Source organism: Mobiluncus mulieris ATCC 35243 (assembly GCF_000160615.1).
In the GTDB taxonomy this organism is placed as follows: domain Bacteria; phylum Actinomycetota; class Actinomycetes; order Actinomycetales; family Actinomycetaceae; genus Mobiluncus; species Mobiluncus mulieris.
Map to the genome: position 1 here is coordinate 22,922 of NZ_GG668520.1, position 18,108 is coordinate 41,029.

Genomic DNA, 18,108 nt, shown 5'->3' on the forward strand with positions numbered 1-18,108 from the left:
GTTTCCGACTAGTGGTTGGCAAACCCCGGATTAAAGGTCTTCTATCAAAAGGGATTTATCGTCAAGAAAAATCCCACCCACCGGCAAAGAACTAGGGGTCATGTCGGTGTCTGTTTCGGAATGTGCTCCGCACGTGTGGTTCATCGCCACCACACGCCCATCATCGGGACTCCAAGCATTGGCACACAACCCGAAAACAAGACGCAACGAGCCATCAACTTTCCACAAATACCCACAGGTGGAACAGGGGTTTTCGGGAAGATTGCCGTTCCGGTCAAGTTCGGTGCGGGAATGTAAATCATGGAGCCAACGTTTGGCCGCCGCATCTCGTCCCGCTCGGTTAATGACACGCTTTCGTCCCAAGCCTAGCTCCCACAAGGCGAGCTCATCCGCGTCTTCCCCGCTGGCTTCGTATCCTTGATCAAGAAACGGGTCATCGGGATTGTAAGGAGTGGCATCTTTACGACCCAAATCCCCCGGTTGCAAGCGTTGCGCCCAGGGAGTCCAGGCTGGCGCCAACAAGGCGTCTTCGCCAGGCAGTAAATCGGTTTCGCACACGGTTCCCAAACGGGCGTGCGGAACTCTCGCCAGAGTTGCCGCCCACGTCCAGCCACGGTATCCGAATTTCAGGCATTGAAAAAAGTGGGTGACCACCCGCTCACCGGCAGATTCAACCCGAAGGTGTTCCCCAATTTCTTCGGCCTTGGCGATATCTGACAAAGCCTCCCGGGCGAAGTCAACCTGTTTAGCCAGTACACTATCGGGCTGTGCCGTGGTGTTTTCCAATACTTTCTTACTTACCACGAATCCCCCAAAATCCTTGGTTTCTTTACTTATCGTAGCTCGTTTAGGCTTCGAATGACTGGGCTACTACTTTTAGAATCTTTGCGATTCTCTTGCCATTATCCGGATAGTGCCCCTGACGCAGCCGGGTAGAGGCATCTTCGAGCAACCTGATGAGATCCTCCACAATAACCACCATATCTCCCGGTTTTTTTCGCTGTGCTTTGGCTAGAGAAGGAATCTCCTCGAGTATGGTCACGTTCATGGCTTGTGCTCCACGTTTACCGTCTATCACAGAGTACTCAACTCTCGTTCCGGCTTTGGGCTCGGTGACACCAGGGGGCAGAGCGGAGGCATGTAAAAATACTTCAATCCCATCCGACCCAGTGATAAAGCCGAACCCCTTGTCCGCGTCGTACCACTTTACCTTTCCGTTTGGCACTGCTTACTCCTTATTGACCACAGGTCTTGCCTGGTCCTCGCTAAAACTCCACGATAATCAAGTCTGCGCTCATCAATTCCAAAATAGCGCGCCTAACCAGTCTAATATCAAGACGGCGCTAAGATAAAGTTAGTCATACAGGTTGGAATTTTCCAGCCTGAAACAAGTAACGGAGAAACTTCATTGAAACGAATACATGCCCTAGCTGCCGGTTTGACCCTTATCATGGCAAGTTTCACCGGCACCACCAGCGCTTTAGCCTTGACCGCACGTCCTTCCGATTTTGACGCTGCTCCACTTGCTTCCTGTGAAACTGTGACCTCGACACAGTCGCTGGCTAGCATGACCGGCACAGCAGGCAATACCATCCTACCCGCTGCTAATCCCCTGGATCTTTCCGAATCTCAGATATATGACCCGATGGATGTACTGAAGGACGGCATTTACCAGGTGAAATCCTCGGTGGAATCCCTGAAAACCCACGGTCTGAAACTTTATGTCGCCGTCCTCGACGACTACTCAGGACTCACGCCGGATGAATGGAATACTCGCACCGCCGAGCTCACCAGTAATGAACCAGACACTTACTATCTGTCTCTCAACATGGCTGACAAACAGTTCTCGGCCACGGCCACCAGCGGTTCAAAACTCAATAGTGCTCAGATTGATGAACTGGCTAAGAACGCGGCGGCTCCACAGTTTTCTACCGGTGAGTTTGCCTCGGGTATCAGCTCTTTTGCTCAGCAACTGTTGATGCGTTCTACTGCTACTCCCACTAATCCTGCCGAAACTGCCACGCGAGAGGCTGTTCAGTCTTCGACGAACCGATGGCTAATTGTTGTTTTGCTAGCCTCTATGGTGGTAGCCGTGTTTTTGGCGGTAGCGCTGTATCGACGTGCTTCTACAGCTCCGCACAAACGCACCAAGGTTGATTTTGACTCAGTGGAGCAAGCTGACCGTGACGAAGAACACGAGGCTGTGGATAAATGTCCCCCGACCGCAAATGCTCCCATCGAAGGGGCTGTCGCGAACCAGCGCCTCATGAAAGTGACACCTCCAGTCGCCGTTGCCACCGATAGAGACATGTCAACCAATGTGGATTCCGATGCGGGTATATCTGATTCCCAAGAGGAAGTTAACTATACCATGGTTTTGAACCAGATTTCTGAACTGGCAGTGCTGTCTTGGGGCGCGCAAGAGGACTTGCGTATCGTCGAGTTGCTGCTGGGTGCGTCGGTTGCGGCTCCTTTTGCGGATTCATTAGGCGCCACCCAAAATCGTGCCGCTGCTTTACTGGCCGAGCTGGCCGGAACAGATGGTGCCATCAGCACTCCACGCAGCCAGGAAATAACTGAAGAAATCGCGAAATTACGCCAAGATATCACTCTTGAAGTTTCACAGTACGCCAAGCAATGCCACCCAGTTGGAGCTATAAAGTCAGACCTGAACCGGTTGGCATCTCTTTGGAACCAAATCCGCAAGGAGATAGTTGGCGCGCAAAGCGCGCAGCAAATCCTCAATGAGTCCTACCTTTCTGCCCCTATCGCGCATTCTCGCGCCAATCTATCCCAGGCAACTAAATTGCTCAAAGCATCCTATAAGGGGATTCTCTCTGGGCAGGAAAGTATCAAGCAGGGCGATGAGCAGACAGCTTCTCGCTATGCTCGCGGGGCGCAACGAGCCATAGTACAAGCCAAACTCGCGGCGGATAATATTTTGAAACTACAGGATTACCTCGGGTGGGTTAGTGACGAGCTCAGTACTTTGAAAGTCAACTTGAGTCTGGATGTGGATAGTATCCGCAGCCAAGACAGCAATGCCTCTGGCCCAGAAATCACCATGGCGGAACGTGCCTTGAATAATGCGAATGCCGCCTTAATGGGAAAGGCTGATTCTATCGAAGCACTGGTGAAGCTGCGCAGCGCTCAGGCAAGTCTTTACTATGCCTATGCACAGCAAGCGGAAATCGAATCCAAGTTTAGAGAGTTGCCGGCGGACTTTGATTCGAGCCTCCAGCATACCAAGCAGTTGCGTTCCCTGTTGGAAACTGATTTGCGATTGCGGCGCAAGAATCTGGAGCCCAGGATGCTGGTGGATTTGGCACGCTGTGACCAGTTGCTGGCGCAAATCCAGCTGAAGCAACACCAGGATTCCACCATAGCCATGTCAATGTTGAACACATGCACCGAGATGCTGGTGCAAGTTCAAAACGATTTACCCGCTGGTTTCCAAGCCAAGATTGGTTAACGTTGCGGCGGATATGTTGTATTTCCACTGGAAAACCCACTTATCAGACAAGTAAACTTGCCAGAGTTGTTTAAATCCGTATAAATTGAACAAAAACTCTATGTATAGGTTGAAAATAATCCAGCATGAAACTACAAATACCCGAAGAAGAAATTACCTATTTACTGGTTGATGGCGAGAACATCGACGCAACCCTAGGCTTGAGCGTGTTACAAAGACGTCCCGATCCCGACGAACGTCCTCGCTGGGATCGGGTTCGAGACTACGTAGCAGAAAACAACGCCGGTGAAACCAAGGCACTGTTTTTTCTCAACGCCACCGCACACATGCCCATGACCTTTGTCCAGGCACTCTTAGCTATGAACTATCTTCCCATTCCGCTGTCTTCCGAAGGAACCGAGCAGGTGGTGGACGTTGGCATCCAGCGCACCCTGGATGCTATTGCCGCCAGGGGTGAAGGTAATATTGTTTTGGTTTCTCACGATGGCGACTTTGAACCGCAACTACAGACTTTGTTACGTAACGGGCACCGGGTGGCCGTGGTGGGGTTCGACGAATTCCTAAGTGGTGAGCTGCGTTCTCTTGAGGAACAGGGCTTAAAAATTATTGACCTAGAACGCGAGATTCACGCTTTTAACGCTCCACTGCCACGCATCCAGGTAATAAACCTCGACGATTACAATCCGGCAGCCTTTATCTGAGGCGCTATTTAAGTCCCGCCGCTGCCAAGCGTTCTTGGCGCAAACGTCGCACCCCGGGGATTTCCTCCATTGACGGCAAATCTGGAATACTTGTTCCAAACGCGCGTGCCAGCAGTAAATCAGCCAGTTGCGGATTACGTGCCAGACAGGGTCCGTGCATATAGGTAGCAATAATCGATCCTTGTACCGCACCTTCGATAGGTTTACCATCCTGGAAAGCCCGGTATCCGTCGGGAATTTCCACCGTGAGTCCATGTTCGGGACTGGTTCGCGCTTCCCGGCTGATACCGTCATCAAGCTCTGGCGCCACACCGGGTTGGCCATTACCTACCCCGGCTTGCACGAAACCCAAAGGCTGCGCCTGAGAACCTAAAACGGTTGATCCTCCATGATTTTCGAATCCTGTTAAAGCCTCACTCAAGCTCACTCCTAAATCAAGTTCTCGCGCCGAGGTTACCAGCTCTCCGATAGCACGTGCTCCTTGCGGAAGAGTCACCGCATCCAGGATTCCTACCCCGGGGCTACGTTCACCGCGAGAATCTGTATACCAGTCCCCCAGGATTTGAAAGGCTGCGCAGATAGCCAAAACTGGACACCCATTTTGTACCGCTCGGTAAAGTCCTTTTTCCTGTTGAAGCCGACGTGAGGCAATAGTTTGCGCCACATCTTCGCCTCCACCCAAGGTATAAATATCCAGGCTGTCTGGAATAGACTCTGTAACCCCAATACGCTGAATTTCAGCTGGGACACCGCGTAATTCACTGCGCCTCGCCAATACCACCGCATTGCCCCCATCACCGTAGGTACCCAACACTTCCGGCAGGAGCACCCCGATACGCAAGGTTGAGGTTTTAAAGACATCAGGAAGGCTCATGGCATCCATCCTTTCGCCCGAAAATCAGCACAGGCATCTCGAAAAGCCGTATAGTTGAGCAACATGTCTACGGCTCCAGGTTCCACCTTTTCCAAAGCATCTTCTGGCCGAGATGCCCAGATGGTTTCCAACCCTGCATAGTTGAGACGCACCTGCAAATCCGCTGCCCGTTCCCCGGTTGCGATAACGGCTTTGCCCTGTAAACGTTCAAAATCTACATCCCAGAGCCAGGATAAATCTATGCCATCGGCACGCTGCCCGTTTATTCCTACAATCAGCCGGGCATCTGGGTTCAACATCGTCAGAGATTCCATCCACCCGGCGGGGTTCTTGGCCAGTAATATCCGAACTTTACGCCCCTTGATATCGAGCTGGGCATAGCGTCCAGCCACGTTTTGCACCTTCGAAATACCCTGTGCTGCCTCGGATGCATCTGCGCCTAACGCCAAGGCAGCCACCAAAGCCTGTAGCGCATTGCTGCGATTGGCTCGACCTGGAAGATTGACGCTGAACTCGGTCTCGGTATGTGACTGGATATTTATGGCGCAGAGCTTATCGCCGGCGGCGAAACTGTCTGCACGCCAAATCCAACGGGGACTCGGTCGGGCGAAAACCTCGGGGTTTGCTTCAAGTTTCCGACTATCACCTAATGAAAGCAAAGTATTTATAGGCACGGATTGCCAGTACACCAAAGTGTCACTACCCGAAGCAAGCGGTTCCACGCTATCAGCTAATTCTCTGCCCTCTGTCCCAGCTGTTTCTGTGCCCAATTTTGGCGGGGACGAAGTGTAGATAATCGCCCCACCGGTGCGCGGCGAAGTTAGGGAATCCCCGCTCCAACCTTTACCGGCAGCTACCCACACCGGCTGAGACGCATCCCAAGCCGCCGAGGTCATGAGGGGGTCATCCACATTTACCACCACTTGTGCCTGGGGATTTTCGTTTACGGCCTGGCGGATTTTGCGTTCTATTACTGCTATTTCCCCCACTCGATCCAGCTGATCTCGAGACAGATTTAGTAAGACAATCACCGCTGGCTTAGTGGCTTGTGCCACGGTTTGCAGGTGCATTTCGTCAACTTCTAAAACGGCAAGCGGAGCTTGGGGGCAACGTATCAAGGCGTTTAGAATCCCCGCCGTCATATTGTCCCCGCCCTGATTAGAGGCTACTTCGGATTGGGTTTTTAAGGCTTGAAACAGCATCCGAGTGGTAGTAGTTTTCCCGTTGGTGCCGGTAATCAGCGCGATACGTTTACCGCGAGCCAAGTGTTCCAGCAACCTCGGGGCAACCCGCATCGCAACCTCCCCTCCTATCATCCCACCGCTGCCATGCCCAGTAAGGCGTGAAGCTCTGGCCGCGAAACGTCCCAGGAAGATAGCGAAATGGTCGCGCGCGCTCAAGGCAACAGTGTGATGCAGCATAAGGGAAATCCTACCGCTAAACACACGCTACTTTCCGATAATTCCCAGCCCGCCACCAAAATTTGTATCGTTCGATACAAAATACGGCGGAATCGTTGTTTATCCCGTTAAACATCCTGGATACCTGGCCGATATACCGGACAGAAAGCGCTAGAGTGTAGATATGGCAAAAATAGCAGTTATCGGCGCTTCCGCGATGGGTTCGGCACTGTGTCGTCCGTTGATAGACACGGGTTGGGACGTTTCTCTGTGGGGAACCGAGTTTGATGATGCGGTTCTGGATACTTATGCGGCTGGCAAACCGCATCCCGCGACTAAAGCCCCCCTGGCGCCGCATGTAAAAACTTTTCGGTCACGTCAGCTTGAGGCCGCGATACGCGGATCAGAAGTGCTGGCTATTTGTGTGGCTTCGGTCGGTCTTCCGGCTATTACCAAACGTCTCGCGCCCTATTTTGACCGGGTGCGGGCTGTGTGGCTGACTACAAAGGGCTTCGTGGAAACCTCGGAAGGGCAGATTTTACTGTTAGCCGAAGCGATGTCAAAGATTGCTGCGGCCGAAGGCGCGACGTTACCGCCGGTGTTGTCTATCGGCGGACCGGTGATTGCTCGGCAGTGCGCACTTTCTGAACCTACAGCCACCGTATTTGCCTGCGATGATTTGGGGGCGGCAGTACATTATGCCCGAGCGGTACGCACTGATTATTACCGTGCCTTTCCCACCGATGATGTGGCGGGAATCGAGGTGCTGGCTCCTTTGAAGAATGTCTATGCGATTGCCTTGGGGGTGACGGAGGGTGTCCAAGAGGCCACGGGTGCCCCTCAGTCCAATTTGCGTGCGGCGGTTTTCGCTCAAGCGCTTCGCGAAATGTCCCTGGTGTGTGAAGCCATGGGGGGACGCAAAGAAACCGCTATCGGCCTGGCCGGGGTGGGAGATTTAGAGGTCACGGGGGTTTCGGGACGCAATAAATTTTTTGGAATGCGCTTGGGGCGCGGTGAGCATCCCCGGGATGCCGAGGCTCAAATGCGGGCAGCAGGGCATACGGTCGAGGGTGTTCCCACCACGCCTTTGGCGTTGAAACTAGTGGAACAACGGGTTCCCGATTTATTGGAACAGCTCCCATTGCTCCAGGCGGTGGCTGCCGCAGTAGCCGGCGAGGTGGATATCCGAACTGTGTTGGTTAACGCGGCTCTGCCGGCTTATCCGGCCGAGGAACAGATAAAATCATACGCCGGAACTTGGAGTCGAGAGTGGAAGCCTACCGGTTCGCATTTACCGTGGAGAATTTCGCGAATTTTCCGTCGTTTCCACCGAAAATGACGGGTTCATGAGGTGCCATTCGTGGATTCCAGGAATGTACCGCCTGTTCCAGTATTTCTGGAATCGAGTAATCCCGCCAGCGGGAATTAGCGGCTTCTTCCCAGCCTAGACTGGATAAAATCCGCAGTAGCACCCCTCGATTGTCCCAACCTTGGGCGCACAATTCCGGCAGTGTTACTGCACCATCCCGTTTGGCGAGACGCTGGCCATTTCCGTTCAATACCAACGGTATGTGCGCGTATCGGGGTGCTGCGCCGCCCAGGGTTTCCGTTAGCCAGGCCTGAACAGGCGCCGAGGAGAACAAATCCATTCCCCGCACCACCTGGTCAACGCCCTGCTCCATATCGTCAACCACCACAGCCAGTTGATAGGCCCAGTCCCCATCACTGCGACGCAACACATAATCGTGGAGCATCCCGGTGATGGTACCCAGCAAATCGTCTTGTACCTGGAACTCGACCCCCTCAGGAGCACGCAACCGTAAAGCTGGCTGACGACCTTTTTGTGCCAATTCCCGCCGTTTCGTAGTTCGCACAGCTTGCGGCAAATCCCTGCAGATTCCTGGGTATATTCCCGGTTTTCCGTGCGGAGCGCTAGCCGCAGCTGCGATATCCGACCGGGAACAGTAGCACTCGTACACCAAGCCTTTTTGTATCAGTCGTTCCAAAGCGGTCTCGTAAAGTGTGTGGCGTTCCGACTGGTATACCACTGGTAATTCGGATTCCAATCCCAGTGCCCGCAAATCTTGTAATCCTGCCGCAGCGTATTCAGAACGCGAACGACCAGTGTCGATATCCTCGACACGAACCAGGAATTGCCGGGAAGTAGTTTGGGCAAAAAGATACGCCGCTACGGCGGTGCGGAGGTTCCCGAAATGCATCCGCCCGCTGGGACTGGGAGCGAATCTGCCGGCTCCAGGCATCAGATTGGTTTAACCAGAGGGAAGGTGATGGTTTCACGGATTCCTAGCCCGGTCAAGGTCATAAGCAACCGGTCGAGCCCCATGCCCATGCCACCAGCTGGTGGCATACCGTGTTCCATAGCCACCAGAAAGTCCTCGTCTAACTGCATGGCTTCGGGATCCCCTTTGGCAGCGTCAAGGGACTGTGCTTCGAATCTTGCTCGCTGAATTACCGGGTCGTTTAGTTCCGAGTACCCGGTGGCCACTTCGAAGCCGCGAATAATCAAATCCCATTTTTGCACCTGGCCAGGCTTCTCGGGGTGCCCCTTGACCAACGGAGAGGTGTCTTCGGGGAAATCCGCCACAAAGGTAGGCTCCCAGATTTGATCTCCAACCAGGGTTTCCCACAGCATTTCGACAATCTTGCCAGTCACATGGTAGTCCTCCACTTCGATGTCATGTTCTCCTGCGATTTTCACCAGAGCATCACGTGGAGTATTGACATCAATTTGCTGTCCCAAAGCCTCCGATAAAGAACCGTATAAATCCATCCACCGCCAAGTCCCGGACAAGTCAAATTTCTGCCCCTCATTGAGGGTCACTACTTCGGTACCATAAACTTCACGGGCGCAGCGTTGAATCATTTCGCGAGTTAAATCCGCTATTTGGTGATAATCCCCGTAGGCACAGTAGGCTTCCATCATTGTAAACTCTGGTGAATGCGAGGAATCCGCGCCTTCGTTGCGGAAGTTACGATTAATCTCAAAAACCCTGTCAATTCCCCCAATCAGGCATCGTTTCAAGAACAGCTCCGGGGCGATACGCAAATATAGTTGCATATCATAGGCATTCATATGGGTTTCAAAGGGTCTGGCTGCTGCCCCACCGTGAATCACTTGCAGCATCGGGGTTTCTACTTCGATATACCCGCATTCATCGAGGTAACGCCGCAAGGACTGCACCACCCTAGCACGATTTCGCACCATGTCTCGGGCGGCAGGGCGGGTAATCATATCTAGGTAACGCTGGCGTATCCGAGTGTCTTCCGACAGGGTGACTTCCTCTCCTTTGTCGTTGGTATAGGTTTTCGGCAAGGGACGCAAAGATTTGCATGTCAGCTGCCATTTATCAACAAAAATAGACAGTTCACCACGTTTGGAGCTAATCACTCTCCCGTGAACATAGAGGTGATCACCAAGGTCTACATCTGTTTTGTACGCCGCAAGAGAATCGGATCCGATTTCCCCTTGAGATATCATGATTTGAATGGTGTTCCCGTTGCCTTCCTGCAAGGTAGCGAAAGCGAGTTTGCCCGAGGAGCGCATTAGCCGTACCCGACCAGCCACTCCTACCAGGTCATCGGTCTCTTCGCCGGCCTCGAGATTCGGGTATTTTTCACGAATCTCGGTGATGGTTGTGGTGATATCTACATGAACCGGATAGGGTGTGTTGCCAGCTCCGAGCATCCGGGCGCGTTTTTCGGCGCGTATCCGCATCTGCTCGGGAGCATCATCACCAGGTTCCGGGTTTGCGCTCGCCATTGTTTCTTTGTTCACAGTTTGATTATTAGCCACCATCCCAGTCTAATCCATCTTTCTCGCCCTAAAAACCCTTTACACGGTTGAAGACGTGGGTAAAATCCTTTTAAAGCACCCGCATCCCGGCAAGGCACTAGCAGAGGAAAAAATGCATTTAGATAAAACGGACACAGACACGTTCCTGGCGCGTTTGCTTGAAGCCAGGCAGAACTTAGACGAGATTTTCGCCATGGTTGACCGCCACCCGGATGCTGCTACCCTAATCACAAAGTTGAACAGTTGTTCCAAGCAGCTGGATCGAGCCAGTTTCGCCCTGATGGTGTCCAGTTTGCAAGGAACTGCGGGTGCCTCCGAGACGGAAAAGACCGAAAACATCAGACATTTGGAACACTTGTTCTTGAATCTGGACTAAGTCCTGGCCTTATCTGCCTCGAGGGTTTCCCGCGATTTTCCACAAGTTTTTCGGCGCTAACGAGGGACAGGCTTTCATCTTACCGTGTGCGCCATTGATACTTCTTTGCTTGTGTCTGGTTTCGGATATCCCCCAGGTTCTGGGGTGGGGCAAACCGTCTTCAGTTTGTGCTTAAATCCGTTTGGGCTACACACCCATTCTACGAATTAACAGCAAACTAGCAAGGATGATTTTCATTATCTACATGAACTACGCACGGCTCGAAACTGCGCGCGGTTTCGTCGTCCAAGGTGGCGTAGGCAATGATGATTACGAGATCTCCAGGTTGTATCAGTCTGGCGGCCGCCCCGTTCATCTGGATTGTGCCGCTGCCACGTTTTCCAGCCAGCGTGTATGTAGTCAGTCGAGTGCCATTATTGATGTCCACCACATCCACTCGCTCTCCAGGCAAAATATCAGCGCGCTCCAAAAGTTCCTCGTCTACAGTAATAGACCCCACATAATTAATGTCGGCATCGGTTACCGTGGCACGGTGAATTTTCCCGCTCATCATGGTGCGCATCCGCATGTTTCCCCCTTGTTTCGCGTTTATAGGTTACGGCAGGGCTCCGTTTTCACAAAAGTACGGATTCATGAGGTGCCAGCCCCTGTTGTCTTACATCCACAAATCCACATTATCTATCAATCTGGTGTTCCCAACCTTGGCAGCAAGAGCCAAGGTGGCTTTCCCGTGATAGCCCGCCTGTGTAATCGGCACATATCCCTCGGAGTCTACCAAAGCCACATAGTCCACTTCAATGCCCGGAACTGCGGCTAGCCGCTCATGAACCGCGCTTGCCAGAGCCTGTGAGCCGTATTCCCCGGCGTTTTCCACACCCCACTGTAGGCTACGCGACAGTTCCAAGGCAGTCTCGCGTTGTGCGGTGGACAGATACCGGTTGCGCGAGCTCATGGCTAAGCCGTCTTCTTCGCGACAGATTTCCACCGGCACAATTTGTACCGAAAAGTCCAAATCCTTCACCATCTGAGTGACGATTGCCAACTGCTGGGCATCTTTCCTGCCAAAACAGGCAATATCTGGGCGGGTCAGGTGGAACATTTTCCCGACCACCAACAGTACGCCAGCAAAGTGAGTGGGACGGGTTTTTCCTTCCAGAATCTTCGCGGCCGGTCCTGGATCAAAGCGCACTTGCGCCTCGCCTTCGGGGTACATTACCTCAGGAGTAGGGGCAAACAACGCATCCACGCCTTCTTGACGGAGTTTTTCAGCGTCGCTTTCCAGGTCGCGCGGGTAAGTTTCAAAGTCCTCACCCGGGGCAAACTGGGTGGGATTCACAAACACGGTAACTAAGACCGTGTCAGCAAAGTCCTGGGCGGCTCGCACCAGCTCCAGGTGCCCTTCATGTAATGCTCCCATGGTCATAACTAGACCAAGCGTTCCAGATACAGTCTCGCGCCAAGCTGCAAGTTCCTCACGCGTTTTCAGTATTTGCATTGGTTTTCGTCTCCTCAGATTGTTTGGTAAAGGCATTGACAATGCGTTTCATCCACTCCGCAGGCGGTTCTTTCTCCCGAGCCATATCCGCATGACGTACCTGCAATTCCCACAATCGCTCGGCCTGGGATTCTTCGAGATGATACACCCAAGTGGGAACCACACCTGGCACCAGGTGCAGATGCACATTCGCTAGCTTTAGATACCGTTCCAGCGGTCCTTGGTCGATTGCTACCGATTGCATCCGGGAATGTGGCACGAAAGAAACCCGGTGGGTAATTCGCCCATCACGAATCATTATCATCGTGGTGGTCACCATGGCTGCCTTGCGATTCCAGGTAATCCAGTCCAACCAGCGGTCACGACGCGGAGGCACAAACATACCCGGTGCCGCCCCAGAACCGTACATCATGGTTTCCAAAAGGTCTGTACCAGCTGTTCCAATTTCTTGTCCATCAAGGTCAGTAACCACCCCCAGGTTCCGCTCCATCATCCACAAAGCCTGCAAGGCCTGTTGGCGAGTTCCCACCGGCAGTAACACATGAGAGCTGGTGTTTTTCTTGGCTTGGTCATTGCCTTGATAACCCGCCATAGTCAGTTCTACCTTCCACCAGTCTTTGCCACGCCACAGGAAAGGCTGTTCGAGTACTACGGCGTGAACTCGCCCAGGGGGAATGGTTTGGGCATCATGAGTGGTCAGTCCGTGTCGCAAGCGAATTCCATCTGGCGACATGGCCGCAGTAAAGTTCCATCCTTTGTTTAAATCTCTGATAATCGAGCCAACCACCCCGGATAGCACCACCACTACCCCGACAATCATTGCTGGAGTAGCGATAAGGGCGGCGGTTAGGTTCTCTTCTTTCCCGGACAGATAAACCATCAGAGCCGGCCAGATTGGTCCAAGAATAAATACCGCAACCAATCCGATATACACCCAGGTGCTGATGGATCGCAGTCTAGATTCAATCAGCATACCGGTGGGAATCTCGTAAAGGGGCACCTCTGGAGCCTGCATGGCAGCAGCGGGTAAATCCCCCACAATGCCCGAGGATGCCACCTCCAAGGCTTTCACATCACCAGTTGCGGAATTAGCGGATTGCGTCTTTAAACCGGCAGCTTTGGCCAGCACTTCGGCACGCAAATCTTGACATTGCGAAACTTTCAAATACGCTATGTCTATCTCGGATCCCGAGGCTCCCGCCGAATCCACGTGTAGTTTCGCCAAACCCAACAATCGTGGCAGCAGGGGTGCTATCACATCCACTGCTTGGATGCGATTCAAACGCATATGGCGTTCTTTCTTAGAAATCAAGCCTTTGCGGAACAATACCGCTTGGTCGGTAATAGCGTATTTGGTAACCCGCCACTCCAGGTAGCTGTAGAGCACTACTAGCACTAAAACCAGGATTATGCCCCCCACGAAAAGCAGAAAAGGCCATACGAGCTGTCCAGTATGTCCAACATACTTCAGCATTTCCCAAATATCTTTGTCCTGTAACTGGCTACCTAACGCTAAAAATAAAGCTGCGATGATAGCCCAGGAATCCGCTAACGGGGTAAAAGGATGCACCCGCTTCCAATCCGCATCCCGAACAAGATTTGCCTCAGATGCAGCGACCCTAACATCCAAAGGCACCTCTGTACCTTCTGGTACAGAATGCTGCGCGGAACCCGCCTCCAAAACGGGTTTATCGTTGGGGGAATCAGGTGAAATACCGCTGTTAAGGGAAATACTCTCACTCATAATCCCGCCCGCAATGCTTCGCCACGTTCGGTCAAAATCACACGAACTCGATCGGCTTCCTCTCGCGGCAATCCTGGAATAGAAGCATCGGATTCTGCGGACGCTGTTTTCAAGCTCACATCAGCAATCCTAAACATCCGATCTATGGGACCTTGGGTCACATCCACAAATTGCATCCGCCCGTAAGGAACCGCCCACATTTTCCTGAACATGATACCCCGGCGGATGTAAAGATCTTTTTCCCCTTCAGCATAGCCCCAGGCACGCACTTGGCGTGGAATCAACCACATCCGCCATATCAACAACACAGCAGGAACGGCTTCCGCAGTATAGATTAAGGGCTGGTGTGAAAAAAAAGCCCCTAACGCGATAGCGATAGCAATAACGGCAATCCAAATAAACAACACTATGTAGCGAGCACTAATAGATTTCAGCGAAATCGGCTTGAATTTCACCCCAGCAGGGTTAAATATATCTGCGTCCATAGCTCCATCTTAGCTACTATTTACCTTTCTTGCCTGGCAGGAGCACAATTCCCTAGAATGCCTTCAATTTGTTTGTATTGCAACTCGTTTATCCCCCCACGATTCAATATCCGCGCGGCAGTGGCTGCAGCCAGGGCACGGTAAGTACTGGGTAAATCGGCAAGGTCATCTCGGGGCAAGGCCGGGTCTAAATCTTCGGAATCGCGCCATTGCCCGTTTTCTAAAGCCCGCAGATGTTTGGCTATGGTGGGGGCATCCCCGCGGCTGATGGGGCCGGACAGTCCTGCTTCCCCTTCTTGTAACGCTCGTTCCAAAGCTGCTTTCATGAGAGGCTGCGCGAAACTAGCCGAATCTTCAATTCCCGCCACTTGAAGTGCCCGAAGCGTTTGCGTCACCAAGGTGACCAGGTGATTCGCCCCATGCGCCAGGGCAGCATGGTAAAGCGGGCGGGCTCCATCCGCCAACACTCGTGGGATTCCCCCAATATCCAACACTAAAGCCTGAGCTACCGGCAGCAACGCTAAGGGTGCGTTTACCGCCCAGAAGCATCCATGCAGGCGAGCTAGATCCAAGGATGTTCCCGAGAATGTTTGCGCTGGGTGTAAAGCCAAAGGAATGGCTCCGGATTCCGCAGCCGGAGATAGAACCTCTAAGCCAAAGGCGCCAGCAGTGTGAGCCACCAGCTGTCCGGTACGAAAAACCCCCTGCGAAGCGAGGTTTTCGACCAAATCCGCCAACTCAATATCTCGCACCGTAAACACCAGCAAATCCACTTGGGCGCAAAGTTCCTGGGGTGAAACAAATTGCACCCCTGGCAGCATGGCCGCCGCGCGTTCTCGGGAACCTGCGGAACGCGCGGTAACCCCCACCAGATTATGCCCCGCCTGTTTCCAGGCAGCCGCCAATACTGGTCCCACCGCGCCCATCCCGATAACTCCGAAATTTAGGGTAGCGCTGCGAGTAATCGGCACCGATATCGGGGGCGCGATTGCTGCCATCGGGGTCTGGGCACACTCGGGTTCAAAATCTTGGTTCATAACCCAAATGCTAAACCCTCGAAACCTCGTGGGGTAATCTCACTTCGAGACGGAGTCCCGTTAGCACCTCATGAACCCAAAGCACCCGAAACTGCCTCCAGATTCAACCATTACCCACCATTTGCTACTAGGATTGACTTAAGCGCTTTGCCCGTTTTTGTACCCAGCGATAGAGTATCCTGAGGGGGGTGCGAAACCGAAGTTCAAAGCAAAGCTACCGAGTTAGAGGGATGGTTATGGAACCTGCAGTGACTGAAGCACGTCTTCTCGTTGTTGACGATGAACCAAATATTCGTGATCTTTTGGCATCATCGCTCCGATTCGCCGGATATGAAGTGTTTAGCGCCGGAGATGGCACCGAAGCCTTGCGTTTAGCCACCACTGAGAAACCCGATTTGGTGATTCTTGATGTAATGCTGCCTGATATGGACGGCTTTACGGTCACCCGAAAACTTCGCGCCGCCGGGATTGATATGCCAATCCTGTTCCTGACCGCTAAAGACGACATGCGCGACAAGGTAGAGGGACTGCAGGCCGGCGGTGACGACTACGTCACCAAACCTTTCGGGCTGGAAGAAGTTGTGGCGCGTATCAACGCGATTTTGCGTCGCACCAAACACGGTTCTTCAGAGCAGCCACTGCTGCGGGTAGCAGATTTGGAGCTGGATGACAATCTCTACGAGGTGCATCGCAACGGAAAACTCATTGATTTGTCCCCCACCGAATTTAAGCTGCTGCGTTATTTGATGGTCAACGAGGGACGTGTAGTATCCAAATCCCAGATTCTCGACCATGTGTGGGAATACGATTGGGAAGGCGATGCAGCGATTGTGGAATCATACATTTCCTATCTGCGGCGCAAACTAGATGTGCCTGATGAACACGGGAATATCCCCCCATCGCTGATTCAAACCCGTCGCGGAGTGGGCTATCTGCTGCGCGATCCCAACGAATAGAATCGTTCGCAATCACCCATGGTTACGAAAATGTTTTGACCTTCTAACAGCGCAAAGGGGCAGCCAGTGCGAGCACCGACTAAAACGTGGAATTCTCTGGCTTTGACGACCAGATTAACGGTGCTGTTTGCCCTCTCTATGCTGATTGCCCTAGCCACTGGTGGAATTGTCACCATCGTGTCTCTCAGTACCTATCTGACGAATCAGCAAGATGCCCAACTCTCGGCGGCGGCACGGGTGCTTGGCCCCAATGCGGCTAATCTCGAAGACTACTCACAACTATACAAAATGCTGCCCAATGACTATTACGTCTATGTGCATTTCATGAAGAGCTTTAACAAACCTGACCGTGAGTTTGTCACCGACACCACCAAACGTGAGGCGGGGGTGCCTACTTTCAGCTCCCTGCCTACCGAAAAAGATATTCCCGCTATCGCCACTTCTTCTTCCCTGATAATGCCAGGTACCACCGTACCTTCAACTAAGGAGGGGCAAAACTGGCGGATTCTTTCTATCATGCTGACCCAAAATAAAAAGGTTGCAGGGGCAGTGACGGTAGGGCTGTCGATGGCTCCACAAAAGAACATGATTCAGGCTTTGACCATTACCGTGATGATTTCCACCCTGATTATCGCCATGGTTGGCACATTTTTGAGCAACATTTTAGTAGGACGGGCGTTTAGACCTCTGCATCAGATAGAAAGCGTGGCGAATAAAATCGCGGCGGGGGATTTGAGCAAACGTATCCCTCCGGCTCCTACCACCACCGAAGTGGGTTCCCTCTCAAACTCACTAAACATCATGCTTTCGCACTTGGAACAGGCGTTCTCAGCTGTGGAGCTCTCCGAACGAAAAATGCGCCGTTTTGTTTCGGATGCGTCTCATGAACTGCGCACTCCCACCGCCGCTATCAGAGGCTACGCAGAGTTATACCGGATGGGTGGGGTGGAGCCGGAACGGCAAGCCGAAGTCATGGCTCGAATCGAGTCAGAGGCTACCCGCATGGGAAACATGGTACAAGATTTACTGACTTTAGCACGTCTAGACGAACGCCGTCCCATGGTATTTGAACGCACCGATTTGACTGCGATTGCACGCAATGCACTTTCCGACCAGACGGTGATTGATCCCGAACGCCCCGTGGCGCTGTTGAATTTAGGTAACGAAAGTATCGAAGATGTGCTACCGGTGTACGCGGTGGTTGATTCAGAAAAAATTTCTCAGGTAATTGCGAATCTGTTGTCCAATGTACGTCAGCACACACCACCGCGTACCGCCGTGGAAATTGCGGTTGGCTACCGCATGTGGCCCGATGAAATGGGACGTAACCTACGGGTCTCGGAGGCTTCTAAGATTCCGGCTTATCAACGCTGTGCCGTTATTGAAGTTCGTGACCATGGTTTAGGGGTAGATCCGGAGAATGCCGAGAAAGTATTCGAGCGTTTTTTCCGCGCCGATGCTTCGAGGGTTCGCACCACGGGCGGTACCGGTTTGGGCTTAGCCATTGTCTCGGGAATCGTTTCGGCACATAACGGCACGGTGGCGATGCTGACCACCCCGGGTGGTGGGGCTACCGTCCGCATCAAGCTGCCCTGTCAGGCACCTCATGTACCAGCGGAAAGCACCATGCATACCCGGTCAAAACCAACCCCACCCCCGCCACCGCCCCCACCACCAAATACCTAAATGAAGGTATTTGGGGCTAAGTTACCCCGAAACTTTGATTCAAGATATACTGGCGTGGTTGCCAGGGA

At 52.8% G+C, this 18,108-nt stretch carries 17 protein-coding genes; 6 read left to right on the top strand and 11 right to left on the bottom strand.

Annotated features, from left to right (window positions below):
- Window positions 1–30 precede the first annotated feature (30 nt).
- Window positions 31–804 (bottom strand): DUF3027 domain-containing protein, encoded by a 774-nt coding sequence (locus HMPREF0577_RS08060; RefSeq protein ID WP_004013318.1) that lies wholly within the window; start codon window positions 802–804, stop codon window positions 31–33.
- 43 nt (window positions 805–847) lie between these two features.
- The gene (locus HMPREF0577_RS08065; protein WP_004013319.1) at window positions 848–1,225 is read right to left on the bottom strand and encodes a cold-shock protein; all 378 of its coding nucleotides are present in this window, start codon (window positions 1,223–1,225) and stop codon (window positions 848–850) included.
- A gap of 225 nt (window positions 1,226–1,450) precedes the next feature.
- Between HMPREF0577_RS08065 and HMPREF0577_RS08070 the strand changes: the two genes are divergently transcribed.
- Both HMPREF0577_RS08070 and HMPREF0577_RS08075 read left to right on the top strand, forming a co-directional pair.
- On the top strand, window positions 1,451–3,472 hold the full coding sequence (locus HMPREF0577_RS08070; protein ID WP_248613770.1) for a TPM domain-containing protein: 2,022 nt from the start codon (window positions 1,451–1,453) through the stop codon (window positions 3,470–3,472).
- 125 nt (window positions 3,473–3,597) lie between these two features.
- Window positions 3,598–4,173 (top strand): NYN domain-containing protein, encoded by a 576-nt coding sequence (locus HMPREF0577_RS08075; protein WP_004013321.1) that lies wholly within the window; start codon window positions 3,598–3,600, stop codon window positions 4,171–4,173.
- Window positions 4,174–4,177: 4 nt separating this feature from the next.
- Here HMPREF0577_RS08075 and HMPREF0577_RS08080 read toward each other — a convergent pair whose 3' ends face one another.
- Both HMPREF0577_RS08080 and HMPREF0577_RS08085 read right to left on the bottom strand, forming a co-directional pair.
- Window positions 4,178–5,047: a type 1 glutamine amidotransferase gene (locus tag HMPREF0577_RS08080; protein WP_004013899.1), complete on the bottom strand. Its 870-nt coding sequence runs from the start codon at window positions 5,045–5,047 to the stop codon at window positions 4,178–4,180.
- Window positions 5,044–6,468, bottom strand: a complete 1,425-nt coding sequence (locus tag HMPREF0577_RS08085; protein ID WP_004013323.1) for a DUF1727 domain-containing protein — start codon at window positions 6,466–6,468, stop codon at window positions 5,044–5,046. Before HMPREF0577_RS08085 ends, HMPREF0577_RS08080 begins: the two co-directional genes overlap by 4 nt.
- A gap of 163 nt (window positions 6,469–6,631) precedes the next feature.
- Here HMPREF0577_RS08085 and HMPREF0577_RS08090 point away from each other — a divergent pair, with 163 nt between their 5' ends.
- A complete protein-coding gene (locus HMPREF0577_RS08090) occupies window positions 6,632–7,786 on the top strand; it encodes an NAD(P)H-dependent glycerol-3-phosphate dehydrogenase (RefSeq protein WP_004013324.1) in 1,155 nt (384 codons plus the stop codon).
- On the opposite strand, the gene gluQRS is transcribed toward HMPREF0577_RS08090, so the two are convergent.
- Complete coding sequence (gene gluQRS, locus HMPREF0577_RS08095; RefSeq protein ID WP_081443334.1) at window positions 7,725–8,708, bottom strand: tRNA glutamyl-Q(34) synthetase GluQRS; 984 nt, start codon at window positions 8,706–8,708, stop codon at window positions 7,725–7,727. The genes HMPREF0577_RS08090 and gluQRS overlap by 62 nt on opposite strands.
- Window positions 8,708–10,264 carry a lysine--tRNA ligase gene (gene lysS / locus HMPREF0577_RS08100; protein ID WP_004013326.1) on the bottom strand — a complete coding sequence of 519 codons (1,557 nt, stop codon included), beginning with the start codon at window positions 10,262–10,264 and terminating at the stop codon, window positions 8,708–8,710. Before lysS ends, gluQRS begins: the two co-directional genes overlap by 1 nt.
- A gap of 109 nt (window positions 10,265–10,373) precedes the next feature.
- Between lysS and HMPREF0577_RS08105 the strand changes: the two genes are divergently transcribed.
- Window positions 10,374–10,637: a hypothetical protein gene (locus HMPREF0577_RS08105; protein WP_211579619.1), complete on the top strand. Its 264-nt coding sequence runs from the start codon at window positions 10,374–10,376 to the stop codon at window positions 10,635–10,637.
- 217 nt (window positions 10,638–10,854) lie between these two features.
- Here the strand turns inward: HMPREF0577_RS08105 and panD are convergent, their stop codons facing one another.
- The 5 genes from panD to HMPREF0577_RS08130 form a co-directional block, all read right to left on the bottom strand.
- A complete protein-coding gene (gene panD, locus HMPREF0577_RS08110; protein ID WP_004013328.1) occupies window positions 10,855–11,205 on the bottom strand; it encodes an aspartate 1-decarboxylase in 351 nt (116 codons plus the stop codon).
- Window positions 11,206–11,292: 87 nt separating this feature from the next.
- Window positions 11,293–12,132: a pantoate--beta-alanine ligase gene (gene panC / locus HMPREF0577_RS08115; RefSeq protein ID WP_004013329.1), complete on the bottom strand. Its 840-nt coding sequence runs from the start codon at window positions 12,130–12,132 to the stop codon at window positions 11,293–11,295.
- Window positions 12,110–13,876: a PH domain-containing protein gene (locus tag HMPREF0577_RS08120; protein WP_004013330.1), complete on the bottom strand. Its 1,767-nt coding sequence runs from the start codon at window positions 13,874–13,876 to the stop codon at window positions 12,110–12,112. Before HMPREF0577_RS08120 ends, panC begins: the two co-directional genes overlap by 23 nt.
- Window positions 13,873–14,361, bottom strand: a complete 489-nt coding sequence (locus HMPREF0577_RS08125) for a PH domain-containing protein (RefSeq protein ID WP_004013331.1) — start codon at window positions 14,359–14,361, stop codon at window positions 13,873–13,875. Before HMPREF0577_RS08125 ends, HMPREF0577_RS08120 begins: the two co-directional genes overlap by 4 nt.
- 20 nt (window positions 14,362–14,381) lie before the next feature.
- The gene (locus tag HMPREF0577_RS08130) at window positions 14,382–15,398 is read right to left on the bottom strand and encodes a Rossmann-like and DUF2520 domain-containing protein (RefSeq protein WP_004013332.1); all 1,017 of its coding nucleotides are present in this window, start codon (window positions 15,396–15,398) and stop codon (window positions 14,382–14,384) included.
- Between the two features lie 230 nt (window positions 15,399–15,628).
- Here HMPREF0577_RS08130 and HMPREF0577_RS08135 point away from each other — a divergent pair, with 230 nt between their 5' ends.
- Together HMPREF0577_RS08135 and HMPREF0577_RS08140 are read left to right on the top strand one after the other, a co-directional pair.
- A complete protein-coding gene (locus HMPREF0577_RS08135) occupies window positions 15,629–16,354 on the top strand; it encodes a response regulator transcription factor (RefSeq protein ID WP_004013333.1) in 726 nt (241 codons plus the stop codon).
- Window positions 16,355–16,420: 66 nt separating this feature from the next.
- Window positions 16,421–18,040: a sensor histidine kinase gene (locus HMPREF0577_RS08140; RefSeq protein ID WP_231282639.1), complete on the top strand. Its 1,620-nt coding sequence runs from the start codon at window positions 16,421–16,423 to the stop codon at window positions 18,038–18,040.
- Window positions 18,041–18,108: the final 68 nt, after the last annotated feature.